Origin of the sequence: Gulosibacter sediminis, assembly GCF_014904065.1 — a bacterium.
Taxonomy (GTDB): domain Bacteria; phylum Actinomycetota; class Actinomycetes; order Actinomycetales; family Microbacteriaceae; genus Gulosibacter; species Gulosibacter sediminis.
The window spans coordinates 46,586-62,365 of the sequence record NZ_JACXJG010000004.1; the positions used below are offsets into that span (position 1 = coordinate 46,586).

Below are 15,780 nucleotides of genomic sequence, written 5' to 3' on the forward strand. Positions count from 1 at the left end.
ATCCCCTCCTCTGTATCGGTGGGTGGTGTTCCTATGGTTTTGGAGGCTGCGAGGTCGCTCAAACGGCTCCATTACTTCAAGCGTGTTGACAAATGCAGGGATTGGCGAAACCTACGCGCCGTTCGCACGCACGCTCACGGTGTGGTCGCCGAGGGAGACGAGGTCGCCGTCGTGGAGCTGGCGGCCGCGGCGGGTGTCGANCCTCGCCGTTCACCGCGACAAGGCCCTCAGCAACGAGTTCCTTCGCGTCGCCGCCGGTGTCGAGCAGGCCCGAGAACTTCAGGAATTGCCCGAGGCGGATCATGTCGCCGTCGATCATGATGCTCTCAATGGGGTCGCTGCTCGTCATGCCGCCAGGCTAGCGCGCCGCTGAGTTCGCGCTCGACCTCCTCCTCAATTGCGTCGCGTGGCTCCACGCCGCGGGCTGGGCGCCGCCGCAGGCAAGACGGTCCGCGGGCAAAGACACGGATCGAAGTTGCGATCAGAGAAGGCGGCCGACCGTCTTGGCGAATTTCGGCACCCCGGCTCGCTCGAGCTGGGCAAGTAGCGCGCTTGTCGTCAGTGGTGGATTCTCGTAGGCGCTGACGAGGTTTCGAACTGCTTGGCACGTGGTTGCTTGATGCAGATCGAGCTGATCGAGCAGAAACTCGTCGGGGTGGATCGCCGCGATGTCGTATCGCTCGAGCGACTCTGCCGGAAAGTGTCGCAAATTGAAGGTAACCAGTACCGCTGCATCGCCTCTGATGGCGGCGGCGAGGACGTGCCGGTCGTCGGTGTCGCACGTCATTTGTGGAATTAGGTCCTCGTAGCCGCGGATCTCGGCATCGGGGAACCCTCCTCGCATCGCATTGATGCGTCGATCGACGGCGCTTTGGGCGAGACCGCGCTTCAGTAGATTCCTCTCCAGTTCGTCGAGAACGCCAGTTGACCACAGTGGGCGATAGGTGTGAGTTTCGGCAATCGTGAGAAACAGGTCGTTGAGCGTGCCGCCGAAGACCGTGCAGGTGTCGAGGAACGCCGGGAACGCCATCGCTTGGCCTACTCGGATTCCGGTTCGTAAACGATGCCGAACAGCCCGTCTTCCTGGCCTTCGCGGGCGGCCCGGCGAAGGAGTGCGCGCCGCGCCGCGCGGTCCTCAGCCTGGAACTTCAGGAGATCAGCAAGACGGACGCGTCGATGGCGCCCGACCAGGGAGAAGGGTATATCGCCCGCGGCCAGGTGCTTCACCAGGGTCGGGCGGGAGATGCCAAGAAAGTCAGCCGCCTCCTGCGTAGTCAAGACAGTGTCGTGGGGCATCACGGTGATTCCGCGGCCTTGGCTCAGTGTCGTGGCGACCTGTCGAATGATGTCGAACAGGCGCGCGGGAAGTTCCAGCTCGTCGCCATCGCCCGAGATGATCCGCATCTTCGAACCAGTTCGCGCTTGGCTGTTGAGTTCGTCCGACAACCGCGACAGGAGGCGCTCCTCGTTCTCGTCTGGAACGTAGGTGCGCCCGTTGTCGTCATCGATGGTGCTTCGCATAATTTTCCCATCCGTGCTGGATCTCAAGCATATTCGAAATATTCGAAAACAGAAAGAGTGATCCGCGCATCCGCCACCCGCCCGAAAACGTCGCAGATCGTCACAAACCCCAGAAAATTCGGGGTGGTTCGTTAGCTTTTGATCACTATGACGCAGATCGAAACCACCACCGCCGGAAGCCTGCCGCGTACCCAGGCCCTCATCGACGCGAACGCGTCGCGCACCCTGTCTGAGGACGGGTTCACCCTGCAGTCGACGCCCGAATACGACGCCCTCGTGACCGAGGCGGTGCGCGACGTCGTCGAGCGCCAGCGCGAGCTCGGCATCACGCAGCCCGGCGACGGTGAGTTCGGCAAGGCCATGTCGAGCCCGGTCGATTACGGCGCGTGGTGGACCTACTCGTTCCAGCGCAACAAGGGCCTCTCGCTCACCGGCGACAACCCGTTCACGCAGGAGCCCGTGCGCTCGACGCCGGGCAACGTGCAGCTCACCTCGTTCCCCGACCGCCGCGACTGGACGATCTTCGCGGAGGCCTACGCCGACCCGAACAGCGGCATGGGCACGGGCAAGAACGCGACCGAGTGGCCGGCAACGACCGGCGAGATCGAGTACGTCGGCCAGGATGCGATTGCCACCGACGTGCGCAACCTCGCCGCGGCGCTCGAGGCTGGCGAGCGCGGCTTCATCACCGCGATCGCGCCCGGCTCGGCCGCGCGCATCCAGAACGACTTCTACGCGAGCGAGCAGGAGCACATCGACGCCTGGATCCCCGCGCTCCACGAGGAGTACAAGGCCGTCACCGATGCCGGCCTCATCGTGCAGCTCGACGACCCGTCGCTCGCCGAGAACTGGGACCAGATCAACCCCGAGCCGAGCGTCGAGGACTACCTCGCGTTCACGCAGATCCGCATCGACGCGATCAATGAGGCGATCAAGGGTCTGCCGAAGGAACTCGTGCGCCTGCACCTCTGCTGGGGCTCGTGGNCTCAAGCACATCCTCAAGACCGTGCTTTCGGCGAACGTCGGCCAGGTCTCGTTCGAGGCTGCTAACGCGCGCCACGAGCACGAGTGGGAGATCTGGGAAGAGAACAAGGCGATCATCCCCGACGACCTCGTGCTCGTGCCCGGCGTCGTGAGCCACTCGACGAACCTCGTCGAGCACCCTGACCTCGTCGCGCAGCGCATCGCGCGCTTCGCGAAGATTGTCGGCCCCGAGCGCGTCATCGCGTCGACCGACTGCGGCCTCGGTGGCCGCATCCACCCGCAGATCGCCTGGGCGAAGCTCGATTCGCTCGGTGAGGGCGCGCGCCGCGCGGTCGCCCGCATCTAGTCGCTGTCGCTGAGGGGCCCGGCATGTGCGGGGCCTCTTCGCGTTTTCTGTGGCCCGAGATCGATGCCGCGGAGATGGCAGCGGCAGAAATGACGATCGTAGAAAACCGCATCGAACGTGGCTTGGACACCGCCTTCACCACCCAGACGCGCGGCCCGACCTACGGCGTGACCGCCTGCGGCAGTAGCGACAGCGCGATCACGACGAGGGCGACGACGCCCGCCCCGACCGTCCCGAGCAGCAGCGCCAGCTGCAGCCACGGCGCGCTATTGAACACCGGCCGTCGGCCCGAGTGGCGGATGCTCGCCCCAAGATAGAGCGCGGCCGCGGCAGCGATGCCGAGGTAGCCGAGCAGCGCGAGCACATCCTCGCCCGGGCGCCCGAGCATGAGCCGCGACCAGAGCAGCGAATAGATGCCGATCTCGAGCGCGGTGCGCTGCCACGCAAACCGCGTCTCGCTGCGCGGCAGCGCGACCTCATCGGGGTCGTACGAATGCAGCGTCATAGCAACATCGCCGCGACGAGCAGCGCGCCCGATACCGCGACCGAGATCGACAAGATCAGCCCGAGCGGCGTGCGCGGCAGCGGCTCGTCGCGGCGCAGCGCGCGCTCGGTGCGCATCCACGAAAACCACGCGGCGACCGCGAGCACGATGCCGGTCAGCACGAGCGCGACGGCCGCGAGCATCCGCATCACCTCGTGCAGCTGCTGGCCGAGCAGCTGCAGCGCGATGCCGCACGCGATCAGCGCGATCGCCGTGCGCATCCACGCGAGAAACGTGCGCTCGTTCGACAGCGTGAAGCGCGCATCCGGCTCTTCGCCCGACGCATAGACCGACTTCGGAAACCGCGACTCTGCAGACATGCCCCCATTGTGCGCCGCCCGCGTCACGCCGGGCCATAGGTGGTGCGTTTCGCCCCATTCGGGCGCGAACTCGGCCGGGAAATGGGCCCAAACGCGACACCCATGATCATGGCCGGAATGCCGGATGCGCGCGGGGATGAAACTGCAATCTTGCGTTCGGTCAGGGGCGGCGGATGCTGGGCTACTGTGACGCTCATGAGCGAAGTTCTGCGGCCGGTCACGCCGGTGAGCGAGGCATTCCAACCAGGACGAGGCAAGGCCGTCACCGCGGTAGTGTTCGGGGCACTGTCGCTGATTCCTCCCGTGTACTTCTTGGTCATCGCCACCCTCCAACTGCTGAACCCTGAGTCGTTCATCGGCTTCTTCGGCTTGCTGACGGTTCCGCTCGCGCCGGTCGGCGCGATTCTCGCGGGCGTCGGACTCATGCTGTGCATCCTCGGGCTCATCGCCGGCCTCGCGAACTTCGCCCTGTTCCAGCCGTGGCGGGCGCTGTTCTGAGCCCTGCGTCTGCCGCCCCGCAACACCCATGGACCTACCAGGGATGCGCGGGCGCGCGGGAATTTGAGGGGCGCATGCCGCGTTGTCTCGGGCATGACTTCGAACACGCAGACCACTCCCGAGCCGATCGCCATTGATATCTGGACCGACGTCGTCTGCCCGTGGTGCTACATCGGCGAATCGCGCCTCCACGATGCCCTCGAGGCCGAGGGCCTCAGCGACCGCTTCAAGATCGAGCTGCACGCGTTCGAGCTCGACCCGACCTCGCCCGTCGGCGACGGCAGCGAGACCAACGTCGACCACCTCGCCCGCCGCAAGGGCATGCCCCGCGAGCAGATCGAGCAGATGGAGCAGCAGATCCACGGCCTCGCCGACGAGATCGGACGCCCCTACGCGACCGAGCGCCCGATGGCGAACACCCGCCCACTGCACCGCGTGCGCCAGGCGGTCATCGACAACGGTGGTGACGGCGACGCGTTCTTCCTCGACCTGCAGCGCCGCTACTTCGCCGGCGACGTGAACCCGTTCAACGAGGACGAGATCGTCGCGAGCGCGCAGCAGCAGGGCCTCGACGAGGAGCACACCCGCGAAGTGCTCGCCGGTGACGACTTCAACCAGGAGGTCACCGAAGAGGCCCGCCGCGCCCAGATGCTCGGCGCCCAGGGCGTGCCGTTCTTCCTCTTCAACCACAAGTACACCGCGCCGGGCGCACTGCCGCTCGACACCTTCCGCCAGGTCGTGCGCTCGCTCGTCGCCGAGCAGGATGCTGAGGCCGCGAAGTGAGCGAGCCGCGCGAAACCTCGGTGCAAGACCTCGGCGACGCCGTGACCACGGCATCCGCCGCGGGCGAATCGGCTACGTCGCTGCCCGCGATTCAGGGCCTCGACGGACTCCTTGGCGGGGCGGTCACCACGACCACCTGCTCGATCGGCGGCACCTGCGACTAGCTGCCGCACAACTCCGACTCGTTGACCGACCGCGGCGTCGAGGCTCAGGCGACAATCGCGCCGAGGCTTGCGGGGAGGTCGCCGTTGCCGAGTGAACCGTCCGGCACGAGCAGGTCGAACCGCGAAACCAACTCCGAATCGGCGAGCGCGATGAGCACGATCGCACCCGGCGCATCCGCGGCAGACGTGACAACCCGCAGGTCGAAGTCCGCACTTTCGGCCATGAGATTCACGGCGTTGCAGGGCGCACTGAGCGCGACGAGCGCGGTGGCCGCGCCGCCGCCGAAGNGCAGCAGCACGCCATCGCCAACCAGGTGCACGCGGCCGTCGACCTCAAGTGAGACGGATGCGCCCACCGGCACGAACGTGCGGTGCAGCCCCGGCAGCGGTGAGAAGTCTGCGGGCTGCTCGAGGTCCGCGACGCTGAGCTTCCACCGGCGGCCGTCGCGAACGATTCCCGGCACCTCCTCATCGAGGCCGACCAGCTCGGTCGTCGATCCGAGGCCATTCGCCCACGGGGCCGACTCACGGTCGCGCAGCGAGCGGACCACCCGCCAACCCGCGGGCCGGCCAGGCGCACCCTCAGCACCCACCACTACGCCCGCTCCAACACACGCGCCGTCACGCGCGCCCCAAACTGCAGCGCCTCGACGGGCACGCGCTCGTCGGCGGCGTGGAACTGCGCGAACACGTCGAAGTCGAGCGGCACCCGCAGGGGAGTAAACCCGTACCCGGCGATGCCGAGCGTCGAGAAATGCTTGTTGTCGGTGCTCGCGGGCAGCATGTACGGCACGACCTCGCCCTGCGCATCCTCGACCGCGATCGCCTCGCGCAGCACCTCAACGAACGCCCCCGACGCCGGCGACTCCGTGCCGCGGAACCAGGCGCGCTCCTCGATCACGATATCGGGCCCCGCGAGCTCGCGCAGGGTCGCGCGCACGAGCTCGTCCTGCCCCGGAACCACCCGCACATCGACGAGCGCGGATGCACGCCCCGGCACGACGTTCGGCTTGCCGCCGGCCTCGAGCACGGTCGGGGTCGCCGTCGTGCGCAGGCCGGCACCGACGAGCGGACCCGCGATCTCGAGCCCCGCGAGCTCAGCCTCGAGCGTCGCCTCGTCGAACGCGCGGCCGCGGGCGCGACCAAACGCATCCAGGAAAGCCTCGAGCGCACCCGTGCGCGCGACCGGAAACTCGTACGCCGCGATGCGCGCGACCGCCTCGGCCAGCGCAACCACCGTGTTCTCCGACGACAATCCTGAGGCGTGCCGGGCGGCCCCGCGCGCGGTCAGCGCGACCGTCGCCGGGCCCTTCTCGCCGGTCGCGAGCAGGTACGCGCGTCGGCCCGACGCATCCAAGGGCACGGAGAACCCGCCGACTTCGCTGATCGACTCGGTCACGCCCGAGAACAACTCGGGCCGATTGCGCACGAGCCACCGCGAGCCCCAGACCCCGCCCGCCTCTTCATCGGCGAGAAACGCGAGGACGAGATCGCGCCGCGCCCGCACACCCGTGCGTGCGAAGTGCCGCACCACGGCCACGAGCGTGCCAGCGAAGTGCTTCATGTCAACGGCACCGCGGCCGTACAAGAACCCGTCGCGCACCTCGGCGCCGAAGGGCGGCGCGGTCCAGTCGCGCGCATCGACCGGCACGACGTCGAGGTGCGCGTGTGCGAGCAGTGCGGGCTCCGAAGAGTCACTCCCCGGCACGCGCGCGACGAACGAGCCGCGGCCGGGATGCGGTTCGAAGAACTCACCCTCGATACCGACCTCGCCGAGCCACTCCTGCACGAGCCTCGCGGCGCGCGTCTCGCCGTCACCGATCGTCGCGAGATCGCCCGTGTTGACGCTCTCGATGCGAATCAGCTGCCGCGTGAACTCGAGCGCCTCGTCCTCGAGTCTTCGCACCGCGGCGGCGTGGTCGGGGGTCGTCATTGGCGCTCCTGCCGTCGTGGAAGTTGGCCGGCCCGGACCGCGCCGTGTCGCGGTGTCCGGGCCGTGCATCCAGTCAAGCGGGCGACCCTGGGCATCCCAAGCCGTGTGACCGAGTATGTCGCACGCGCCCCGCAACACTGTTACGCGCCGGCCGAACCACCCACAAAGTGAGCGCGAAGGCGGATGCGCGGCCAGCGCGGGCGCGGGCTACAGGCTCGGCACCGCGTCGAGCAGCTTGCGCGTGTAGTCGCTCTGCGGGTGACGGAAGATCTCGGCGGCGGGGCCGTACTCGAGCATCTTGCCGTGCTGGATCACGGCGACGGTGTCGGCCGACTCGGCGACGACGCCGAGGTCGTGGGTAANAAAGAGGTAGCTCAGGCCGAGCTCGCCCTGCAGCTCGTCGAGCAGCTTGAGAATCTGCGCCTGCACCGACACGTCGAGCGCCGACACCGCCTCGTCGAGCACGACGAACTCGGGCTCGAGCGCGAGGGCGCGCGCGATCGCGACGNGCGTTGGCCGCCCGAGAGCTCATCCGGGAACCGGTCGATGAGATTCGACGGCAGCGACACCTGGTCGAGCAGGTCGCGGGCGCGCTTCTTCTGTGCGGCGGCGTCGCCGACCTTGAATGACTTCAGCGGCTCGCTAATGATCTGCTGCAGGTTCATGCGCGGGTTGAGCGAGTCGAACGGGCTCTGGTAGACCATCTGCATGCGCTGGCGCAGCTTGCGTTCCTCGGTATCGGCATCCAGCCGCCGGACCTCAGCTGGGGTCTCATGGTGGCCCAGGGCCGCGAGTACCTGTCGATCGCCTGGTGGCAGTCCGTGCTGCCCGGTCTCGCGATCGTCATCACGACGGTCTGTGCGAACGTGCTCGCTCAGTGGCTGCGCATCGCGACCGACCCGGGTCAGCGCTGGCGCCTCGCGAACAAGAAGTAGCCCAGACGTCCCATCCCGGTTGGGTGGCGTTGAGGGGAATCGCCCTGAACGCCATCCAACCGGGATGTATCTGTCTAAGCGCGGGGGTCTTCGGGGCGACCGTTCTTTCTGAAGGTCTCGTAGAGCATCGCGGGGATTGCCCGGGCGAGCTCCGCGAAGATCTCCGAGTCGCCCAGGACGTCGTCGATGATCTGCGGGGTTTCGCTGCGGGCGCGCATCATCGCCCGCGCGAAGGCCCGGGGTAGCGCTGGCGACTCCTCGAACTGATGCGAGGTGTTGTGTTGCGCCTGTTCGGCGAGCTCCTCGTCGCGGGAGAGGCGCATGAGCACGTTGTTGAACGTGTAGTCGACAGCGCCGGGCGGGTGTTTGCCGCCGTAGCGCTCGTTGAGCTTGTCGATGATCTTCTGCAGCTCGTCGCGATGCTTCTCGTGCACCGCACCCGAGCCAATCGCGGTGATCGGGTCGAGGCCCGGGCCCTGCTCGAGCGTGAGCTTGACGGTCTCGCCCTTCGAGATGCGGTAGCTGCGCAGCTCGACCTGCGAAATGTCGATCGGCTCATCGACCGTCGCCGTCCGCAACTGCGGCAGGATGCGCCGGAAGAAATAGTGCCGCCGAGGCAAGCCGGTGTCCTCGAGGTTGCGCGCCTGCGAGATGAAGTCGTAGAACTTCACGAACGCCTGCGCGTCGCGCTTGAACAGCAGCAGCTCCTCCTGCGCGGCCTCGTCGCGGCTCATCACGGCCTCGAACCACCGGTGCTGGAAGCGGTCGACGGCGGGCCGGGTCGCTGCGCTAATCTTGCTGTTCGCGTTCGCGCCACCAGCGAGCGCGGCGTCGAAGGCCCGCTCGACCTCCTCCATCGTGTAGATGCCCGACACATCGAGCTTGCCGACGAGGTCGTAGATGAGGTTCGGGTCGGTCGTCGCCGTCAGCGATGCCTTGCGGTAGTACGGCAGGAATGCGGCGAGGATCTCCTCGGGCTCGTTGACGAAGTCGAGCACGTACGTCTTGTCTTTGCCCGGGTACATGCGGTTGAGGCGCGAGAGCGTCTGCACGGCCTGCACGCCGCCGAGCTTCTTGTCGACGTACATGCTCACGAGCCGCGGCTGGTCGAAGCCGGTCTGGAACTTCTCGGCGACGATCATCACGTTGTAGGTCGACCGCTTGAACGCCTCGGCGAGGTCGGCGGTGCCCGCGCCCTTGTTCAGCTTCGCCTCGGTGAGGTCCGTGCCCACGTCCTCGGGGTCGTCGACCGTGCCCGAGAAGGCGACGAGGGCCTGCACGCCCTGGATGTGCGCGTCGACCAGGTACTGGTCGAGGTACTTCTTCCACCGCACGGCCTCTTTGCGCGAGCCGGTGACGACCATGGCCTTCGCCTTGCCGTCGAGCAGCGGCGCGACAAAGCTGCGGAAGTGGTCGACGACGATCTTCGCTTTCTGGCTGATGTTTGTCGGGTGCAGGCGCACGTACTGCACGAGGGCCTTCGCCGCGGTCGACTCGTCGACGGGCTCGCTGCCGTCGTAGTCGGCGCCCGGATGCTGCAGCTCCCACGCGACCTTGTAGGGCGTGTAGTTCTCGAGCACGTCGAGGATGAACCCCTCCTCGATCGCCTGCTGCATCGAGTAGAGGTCGAACGGCTCGGGCAGCGTGCCGCCCTCGGGCACCCGCCCGAACAGCTCGAGCGTCTTCTGCTTCGGCGTCGCCGTGAACGCGAAGTACGAGATGTTCGAGGCGCCGGCGGTGACCGCCATCGCCCACTGCAGGTACGCCTCCGAGTCGATCGGCGCACCCTCGGCCACGGCGGCGCGCTCGTCGGGCGAGAGCACCTTGGTGAGCGCGCCCGCGGTCGAGCCGGTCTGCGACGAGTGGGCCTCGTCGGCGATCACCGCGAAGCGGCGGCCGCGCAGCTCGGGCAGCTGCTGGATCGTGTCGATGAGCGCCTCGAACGTCTGGATCGTCACGATCACGATGTGTTTGCCCGCCACGAGCGCCTGGGCGAGCACCTTCGACTTCGAGTCGCCCGAGTCGCGCGTGATCGACTGCACGACGCCGGCCTGCTTCTCGAACTGCGCGATCGCGTCCTGCAACTGCTTGTCGAGCACGGTGCGGTCGGTGACCACGACGACGGTGTCGAAGATGCGCTCGTTGTCGGCGCCGTGCAGCTGTGAGAGCTGGTGCGCGAGCCACGAGATCGAGTTCGTCTTGCCCGAGCCCGCCGAGTGTTGAATGAGGTAGCGCTGCCCGGCGCCCTCGGCGCGGGCTGCGGCGACTAGCCGGGTCACGGCGCGCCACTGGTGGTAGCGGGGGAAGAGGATCTTCTCGGTGCGCGTTTTCTTGCCCGTGTCGGGGTTGGTGTCGACGTCGATCTGGGTGTGCACGAACGAGCCGAACAGCTGCAGCCAGGTGTCGCGCTGCAGAATCTCCTGCCAGAAGTAGGCGGTGGCCGAGCCGTGCGGGTTCGGCGGGTTGCCCGCGCCCTCGTTGTCGCCCTGGTCGAAGGGCAAGAAGCGGGTCTTCGCGCCCGCGAGCTTCGTCGTCATCTTCACCGCGCTGTTCGAGACGGCGAAGTGCACGAGCGAGCGCCGGCCGTAGCCGAACAGCGGCTCGCCGGCGGGGTTGCGGTCGAACTGATACTGCGTCACCGCGTTGCCGACCGACTGCGTGAAGTCGGTCTTCAGCTCGATCGTCGCGACGGGCAGGCCGTTGATGAACAGCACGAGGTCGAGCGCGCGGTTCGGGTGGCGCGTCGAGTAGTGCACCTGCCGCATCACCCGCAGCCGCACCGCCTCGTAGCGCGCCTGCGTGGCCGGGTTGATCGAGGTCGCGGGGCGGAACTGCGCCATATCGACCTTGATCGACCCGCCGCGCATCGGCACGAACGTGAACCCCTCGCGCAGGATGCGCAGGGTGCCGCCGTTCTTGAACGGGTCGTTGTCGAGGCGCTTGGTCAAGTTGCGCAGGAGGTCGGCCTTGGCCGCTGCCTGCTGCGCAGGGCTGTCGGATGCGCGGATGACCTTCGCGTGCGTCTCGGGCTGGGATTCCGCCAGCCATGCAAAGACGTCGTCGGGGTAGAGCGCGAGCTCGCGGGCGTAGCCCTCGTCGGTGGGGGAGTAGAGCCACTCGTTTGCCGCGAGATACTCGGCGATCTCGGTCTCGAGCACCGACTCCCGATGCGCCCCGTGCGTGCTCATACCGAAACAGCCTCCTTGCTCACATCGATCTTGCCAGTCACGGCCGCCGAGATCAGCGCGGCGCGACGCTCCTTCGCGAGCTCGATTGCGCTGTGTGCCGTGGCGATAGCAGCATCGGTCTTGTCTCCCACTGCCTTCAAACGTTGGAGAACATTGCTCTGAGTGTCCAAACTCGGCAGCCAAATAGGCGTGGCGCGGAGCAGCGGCAACCTGATATTGGTCACAGTTGAGCCATTGGCAGCGCGCGCAAAGTGAGTTGCTACCTTGTGGGAATACAATTGCCACAAAACAAAGTCTCCATGGGCCTTGCTTGGATCGATGCGAAGTAACACCATTCGTTGTCCAAGGCATATTTGTGTCGATGGAACCATGCAGGCCTCACCGGCTGGTGCTTCGCGCGTGAAGAGGATGTCGCCTATACGTGGTCCGCGCGAGACATTTCGGTCTAGCCAAGTTCTCCTGTTGACTCGAATTCCCTGATTCGGGCGAAACTTCCCATCCCGGACTGACGCGGTTCTGACCGCCTCGAACTCGCCATCCTCATCAAACGGTGGGGTCGTGTGTGGGCAATCAACGACGGATTCACAGGCGTGATCAATTCGCGCATTCGACGGCTGGTTTTGAAACTCCCGGTTGATAGCTGCGACCCGACGCTCGGTGAGGAGCGCGATGAGTTCCTCGTTCTTCGCGATGAACGCGTCTATCTGCGCCGTCTCCCGGTCCAGGTAGTCGGCGATTGATTTCTGTGTCGATAGCTCGGGCGAAGGAAGCCGCATCTCACCAAGTGAAGTGGAAGAGAGCTCGAGAAATGTGGTCCCCAATCCATTCGCTTCCATTTCCACCCGTGCTGAAATAACCGAATACGCGAGGAATCGAGAGTTCATGCCTGGTTCCGGCAACAAAGCCTTGCAGCCCTGGTTGAAGGCAATCCTTGTCGAAGCGCGGCCGACGTGTCCGATTGGTGCGCGGGTCGAGACTACGACACTGCCAGCCGGAGCCACTCCAGTGTGCGCGAGACCGTCCGCGGTAATCGTGCGCGCCGTTGACCTAATTGGCTGGCCGTCCAAGCCATTGAGATCCGGCGGCGTAACGAACGGAATATCGCCGCCCCAGGAACTTGCGTCGCTTGACGGTGGGGTGCCTCCGTTGACAATCCTCGCTAGCCGGCGGAGCGAGAATAGTTCGAAGCTAGAGCTTCCGTCGCTCAACGCTCTACCTCCGCGAGCATGGTGCGGAGCTGGTCCATGACCTCGTTGAGGTCGCGGTCGATCTCCTCGAGCGGGCGCGGCGGTACGTACTTGTAGAAGTGGCGGGTGAAGGGAATCTCCGCGCCCTCCTTGGTCTTCGAGTGGTCGACCCAGGCGTCGGCCACGAAGGGGAGCACCTCGCGGGCCACGTACTCGTCGACATCCTCGTTCCACGGCACGTTCTCGGTGTCGCGCAGCGAGGTATCGGGCTCGGGCTTGCCCTTCGCATCGGTGCAGACCTCGGCGGTGTCGTCCTGCTCGCCGAGCGCCGTCGTGATCGCCTTCAGCAGCGGTGCCGGCAACAGCATCCGGCCCTTGACTGCTTGCTTGAGCGCCTGCTGGAACTCGCCACGGTTCTTCCAGACCTGCTCCGCCCCCAGGGCGACGAGCGCGTCGCGCAGTATCTGCGCATCCGCCTCGTTCAGCTTCTTGACGGGGCGCGTCTCGAACACCGCGTCGATGCGCTCGGGCGTGGCCTGCCAGTTGAGCTTGAGCGGCCGCTCGACCGTGATCGTGCGGTAGAGGAAGTCGTCGTTGCTGAAGATCTTCGAGTGCTCGGTCTCCTTGAACTCGGCATAGAGCCGCACGATGCGCGCGATGTCGCCGCGCGAGAGCTCGTTGCGCTTCGAGCCGAGGCCCTTACGCAGCTTCACGAAGAACTCGCGCCCGTCGATGAGCTGCACCTTGCCCGTGCGTTCGGCGTCCTTGCGGTTGCTGAGCACCCAGATGTACGTCGAGATGCCCGTGTTGTAGAACATGTCTTTCGGCAGGCCGACGATGGCTTCGACGAGGTCGTTGTCGAGCAGCCACTTGCGAATGTTCGACTCGCCGCCGCCCGCCCCGCCCGAGAACAGCGGCGAGCCGTTGAGCACAATGCCGACGCGCGAGCCGCCGTCTTCGGGGCGGCGCATCTTGCTGACGAGGTGCAAGAGGAACAGCATGGCGCCGTCACTCACCGCGGGCGTGCCGGGGCCGAAGCGGCCGGCGAAGCCGAGGCGGGCGTGCTCGTCGTCGATGAAGGCGCGCTGGTCCTTCCAATCCACGCCGAAGGGCGGGTTCGAGAGGCCGTAGTCGAACTTCTTGTCTTCGAACTGGTCCTCGGTGAGGGTGTCGCCGAGGCGAATGTTGTCGACGTCCTGGCCCTTGATCACCATGTCGGCCTTGCAGATGGCGTAGGAGTAGTCGTTGTAATCCTGGCCGTAGAGGCTCAGCTGAATGCCCGGGTTCGCGCGGCGCAGGTACTCGNTGCCGCCCGTGCCCGCCGTCGGGTCGTAGATCGAGCGAACGACGCCCGAGCGCGACAGCGCGTCGTCGTCGAGCGCGAACAGCAGCTCGACCATGAGCGAGATCACCTCGCGCGGGGTGTAGTGGTCGCCCGCCGTCTCGTTCGACTTCTCGTTTGCCCAGCGGATCAGCTCCTCAAAAATGAGGCCCATGTCGATATTGCTGACGCGGTCGGGGTGGAAGTCGGCGTGCGCGAACTTTTCGGTCACCGCGAAGAGTTTGTTTTTCTCGGCGAGCTTGTTCAGCGTCGTTTCGAATTCGAAGCGGTCGAAGATATCGCGCACGTTGGTGGAGAACCCGGCGATATACGCGGCGATGTTTTGGCGCAGGTCGTTCGGGTCGGCGATGAGCTTTGCCATGTCGAACGGGCTCATGTTGTAGAACTCCTGGCCCGACGCCTTCGTGAGCTCCATGTGGCGCAGAATCTCGGGCACGTTGCCGAGGCTCTCGGCGAGCGCGAGCACGTCCTGCTTCGTCGCCGCGAGCACCGCATCCAGGCGCCGCAGCACCGTGAAGGGCAGCACGACCTGGCCGTATTCGGCCGGCTTGAACGGGCCACGCAGCGACTCGGCAATACTCCAAATGAAATTCACGTGATTGACCACAGGCGAACGCGTTCCTTCTTCACAACTGGCGGCGCGGGGGAAGTGCCGATGTTTCTATCTTGCCGCACGCCAGCGACACGGAATTTCGGTTCGCGCGTTGTTTAGGACGCGAGGCGCAGCGGCGTCGCGAGGTCGCCGCGCGCATCCGCCTCGACTTCGACCGCGTCGGCACCGAGCCAGCGGGCCATCGTCGCGAGCTCCTCGGCGAGGTTCGCGACCACCACATCCGCGCGCGGCCAGGTCTTCGCGGCCAGCGCATCCGGCTGTTCGGCGAACGCCGAGCGCACAAGCAGCACACCGCGCGCGCGGTCGTGCTTGAGGTCGACGCGGGCGACGAGGTGTTCACCGAGCAGGAACGGCAGCACGTAGTAGCCGTGCACGCGCTTGGCCGCTGGCGTGTAGATCTCGATGCGGTAGTGCATGCCGAACAGCTCGAGCAGGCGCCGGCGCTCAAACACGAGCGGGTCGAACGGCACGAGCAGCGCCCGCGCGTCGGTGCGGCGGGGGATGCGCGCGCCGGCCGCGAGCCAAACCTCGCGATCCCAGCCGCGCACGGTCACGGGCTCGAGCTCGCCAAGTTCGACGAGCTCGGCGATGGCCTGCTTCGTGCTCGCGGTCTCGAGACGGAAGTAGTCGGCGAGGCAGCGGAGCGAGCCCACGCCATGCGCCTGGGCCGAGATACGTACGAGCTCGCGCACCGCATCCNGCACGCTCGGGCTTGTCTTGCGCCGCGATGGCCGGCGGCAGCACGCGCTCGGTGAGGTCGTAGACGCGCTCGAACTGTGCGTTGCGGCGGGTCGAGGTGACGACACCCTCGTCAAAGAGGATCTCGAGGGCGACCTTCGCGCCGCTCCATGACCAGCCCCAGCCGTCGCTCGGCCGTTCGGCGTGCGCCTCGTCGACGTAGCGCTCGAGTTCGCGGTTGGTGATCGGGCCGTGCTCCGCGACGATGCCGCGCACGAGCTCCATGATGCCCGGATGCTTCGCCTCGACGTTCGCGGCGTTCATGCTGCCCCAGTTGCGGCGCTTCCAGGTGAGTAGCGGATAGGTCGCGGCCGGCACGTAGGTCGCTTCGTGCGCCCAGGTTTCCATGAGGCGATGCGGCGCCTCGCCCGTGGCTCGGTCGACGAGCGCGGTGTCGTACGGGCCGAGGCGCGAGTAGAGGGGGAGGAGGTGGGCGCGGGTGAGCACGTTGACCGAGTCGATCTGCAGCAGTCCGATGCGGTCGAGCACGCCGGTGAGCTGCCGCATCGTCACGGTGTCGGGGCGCGGGCGATCGAGCCCCTGCGCGGCGATGGCGACGCGGCGCGCCTGGGCGAGAGTCAGGGTGCGGGTCACCCCGCTGACGCTAGTCACCCAGCCTGGGCGCGTCAACGCGCCGCCCGCTCGGCGTGCGCCTTTGCCCGCCGAGTGTCCCCAAGATCCCAC

15 protein-coding genes and 2 pseudogenes are annotated in these 15,780 nt (G+C 66.7%); 5 read left to right on the forward strand and 12 right to left on the reverse strand.

The window, feature by feature from the left end:
- Positions 1 to 76: 76 nt before the first annotated feature.
- The 3 genes from ID132_RS01770 to ID132_RS01780 form a co-directional block, all read right to left on the reverse strand.
- The gene (locus ID132_RS01770) at positions 77 to 349 is read right to left on the reverse strand and encodes an RNA-binding S4 domain-containing protein (RefSeq protein ID WP_413229335.1); all 273 of its coding nucleotides are present in this window, start codon (positions 347 to 349) and stop codon (positions 77 to 79) included.
- A gap of 132 nt (positions 350 to 481) precedes the next feature.
- Positions 482 to 1,030, reverse strand: a complete 549-nt coding sequence (locus tag ID132_RS01775) for a PIN domain-containing protein (RefSeq protein ID WP_193127716.1) — start codon at positions 1,028 to 1,030, stop codon at positions 482 to 484.
- A gap of 8 nt (positions 1,031 to 1,038) precedes the next feature.
- Positions 1,039 to 1,521, reverse strand: coding sequence for a helix-turn-helix domain-containing protein (locus tag ID132_RS01780; protein ID WP_193127717.1), 483 nt, complete (start codon positions 1,519 to 1,521; stop codon positions 1,039 to 1,041).
- 147 nt (positions 1,522 to 1,668) lie between these two features.
- Between ID132_RS01780 and ID132_RS01785 the strand changes: the two are divergent.
- Positions 1,669 to 2,851 (forward strand): annotated as a pseudogene (locus ID132_RS01785) (cobalamin-independent methionine synthase II family protein).
- Positions 2,852 to 3,011: 160 nt separating this feature from the next.
- Here the strand turns inward: ID132_RS01785 and ID132_RS01790 are convergent.
- Both ID132_RS01790 and ID132_RS01795 read right to left on the reverse strand, forming a co-directional pair.
- The gene (locus tag ID132_RS01790; protein ID WP_193127718.1) at positions 3,012 to 3,356 is read right to left on the reverse strand and encodes a hypothetical protein; all 345 of its coding nucleotides are present in this window, start codon (positions 3,354 to 3,356) and stop codon (positions 3,012 to 3,014) included.
- On the reverse strand, positions 3,353 to 3,715 hold the full coding sequence (locus tag ID132_RS01795; protein WP_125107699.1) for a YidH family protein: 363 nt from the start codon (positions 3,713 to 3,715) through the stop codon (positions 3,353 to 3,355). Before ID132_RS01795 ends, ID132_RS01790 begins: the two co-directional genes overlap by 4 nt.
- Positions 3,716 to 3,910: 195 nt before the next feature.
- Between ID132_RS01795 and ID132_RS01800 the strand changes: the two genes are divergently transcribed.
- From ID132_RS01800 to ID132_RS01810, 3 genes are all read left to right on the forward strand, one after another.
- Positions 3,911 to 4,213: a hypothetical protein gene (locus ID132_RS01800; protein WP_193127719.1), complete on the forward strand. Its 303-nt coding sequence runs from the start codon at positions 3,911 to 3,913 to the stop codon at positions 4,211 to 4,213.
- A 93-nt stretch (positions 4,214 to 4,306) separates the two neighbouring features.
- Entirely contained in the window at positions 4,307 to 4,996 is a 690-nt protein-coding gene (locus ID132_RS01805; RefSeq protein ID WP_193127720.1) for a DsbA family oxidoreductase, read from the forward strand.
- A complete protein-coding gene (locus tag ID132_RS01810; protein ID WP_164509808.1) occupies positions 4,993 to 5,160 on the forward strand; it encodes a hypothetical protein in 168 nt (55 codons plus the stop codon). The genes ID132_RS01805 and ID132_RS01810 overlap by 4 nt, the downstream gene beginning before the upstream one ends.
- A 44-nt stretch (positions 5,161 to 5,204) precedes the next feature.
- Here ID132_RS01810 and ID132_RS01815 read toward each other — a convergent pair whose 3' ends face one another.
- Positions 5,205 to 5,756, reverse strand: coding sequence for a HutD family protein (locus ID132_RS01815; RefSeq protein ID WP_193127721.1), 552 nt, complete (start codon positions 5,754 to 5,756; stop codon positions 5,205 to 5,207).
- Positions 5,756 to 7,093 (reverse strand): M20/M25/M40 family metallo-hydrolase, encoded by a 1,338-nt coding sequence (locus ID132_RS01820; protein WP_193127722.1) that lies wholly within the window; start codon positions 7,091 to 7,093, stop codon positions 5,756 to 5,758. The genes ID132_RS01815 and ID132_RS01820 overlap by 1 nt, the downstream gene beginning before the upstream one ends.
- 773 nt (positions 7,094 to 7,866) lie before the next feature.
- Between ID132_RS01820 and ID132_RS01830 the strand changes: the two genes are divergently transcribed.
- A complete protein-coding gene (locus ID132_RS01830; RefSeq protein WP_235988218.1) occupies positions 7,867 to 8,028 on the forward strand; it encodes a hypothetical protein in 162 nt (53 codons plus the stop codon).
- Positions 8,029 to 8,102: 74 nt separating this feature from the next.
- Here ID132_RS01830 and ID132_RS01835 read toward each other — a convergent pair whose 3' ends face one another.
- The 5 genes and pseudogenes from ID132_RS01835 to ID132_RS13420 all read right to left on the reverse strand — a co-directional run.
- Positions 8,103 to 11,216, reverse strand: coding sequence for a type I restriction endonuclease subunit R (locus ID132_RS01835; RefSeq protein ID WP_193127724.1), 3,114 nt, complete (start codon positions 11,214 to 11,216; stop codon positions 8,103 to 8,105).
- Positions 11,213 to 12,424: a restriction endonuclease subunit S gene (locus ID132_RS01840; RefSeq protein WP_193127725.1), complete on the reverse strand. Its 1,212-nt coding sequence runs from the start codon at positions 12,422 to 12,424 to the stop codon at positions 11,213 to 11,215. Before ID132_RS01840 ends, ID132_RS01835 begins: the two co-directional genes overlap by 4 nt.
- Positions 12,421 to 14,352 (reverse strand): HsdM family class I SAM-dependent methyltransferase, encoded by a 1,932-nt coding sequence (locus tag ID132_RS01845; protein ID WP_193127726.1) that lies wholly within the window; start codon positions 14,350 to 14,352, stop codon positions 12,421 to 12,423. Before ID132_RS01845 ends, ID132_RS01840 begins: the two co-directional genes overlap by 4 nt.
- Before the next feature lie 101 nt (positions 14,353 to 14,453).
- A complete protein-coding gene (locus ID132_RS13415; protein WP_328743418.1) occupies positions 14,454 to 15,164 on the reverse strand; it encodes a DNA glycosylase AlkZ-like family protein in 711 nt (236 codons plus the stop codon).
- Positions 15,076 to 15,603, reverse strand: a pseudogene (locus ID132_RS13420) (DNA glycosylase AlkZ-like family protein); the annotation flags it as partial. The gene ID132_RS13415 and the pseudogene ID132_RS13420, both read right to left, overlap by 89 nt.
- Positions 15,604 to 15,780 lie beyond the last annotated feature (177 nt).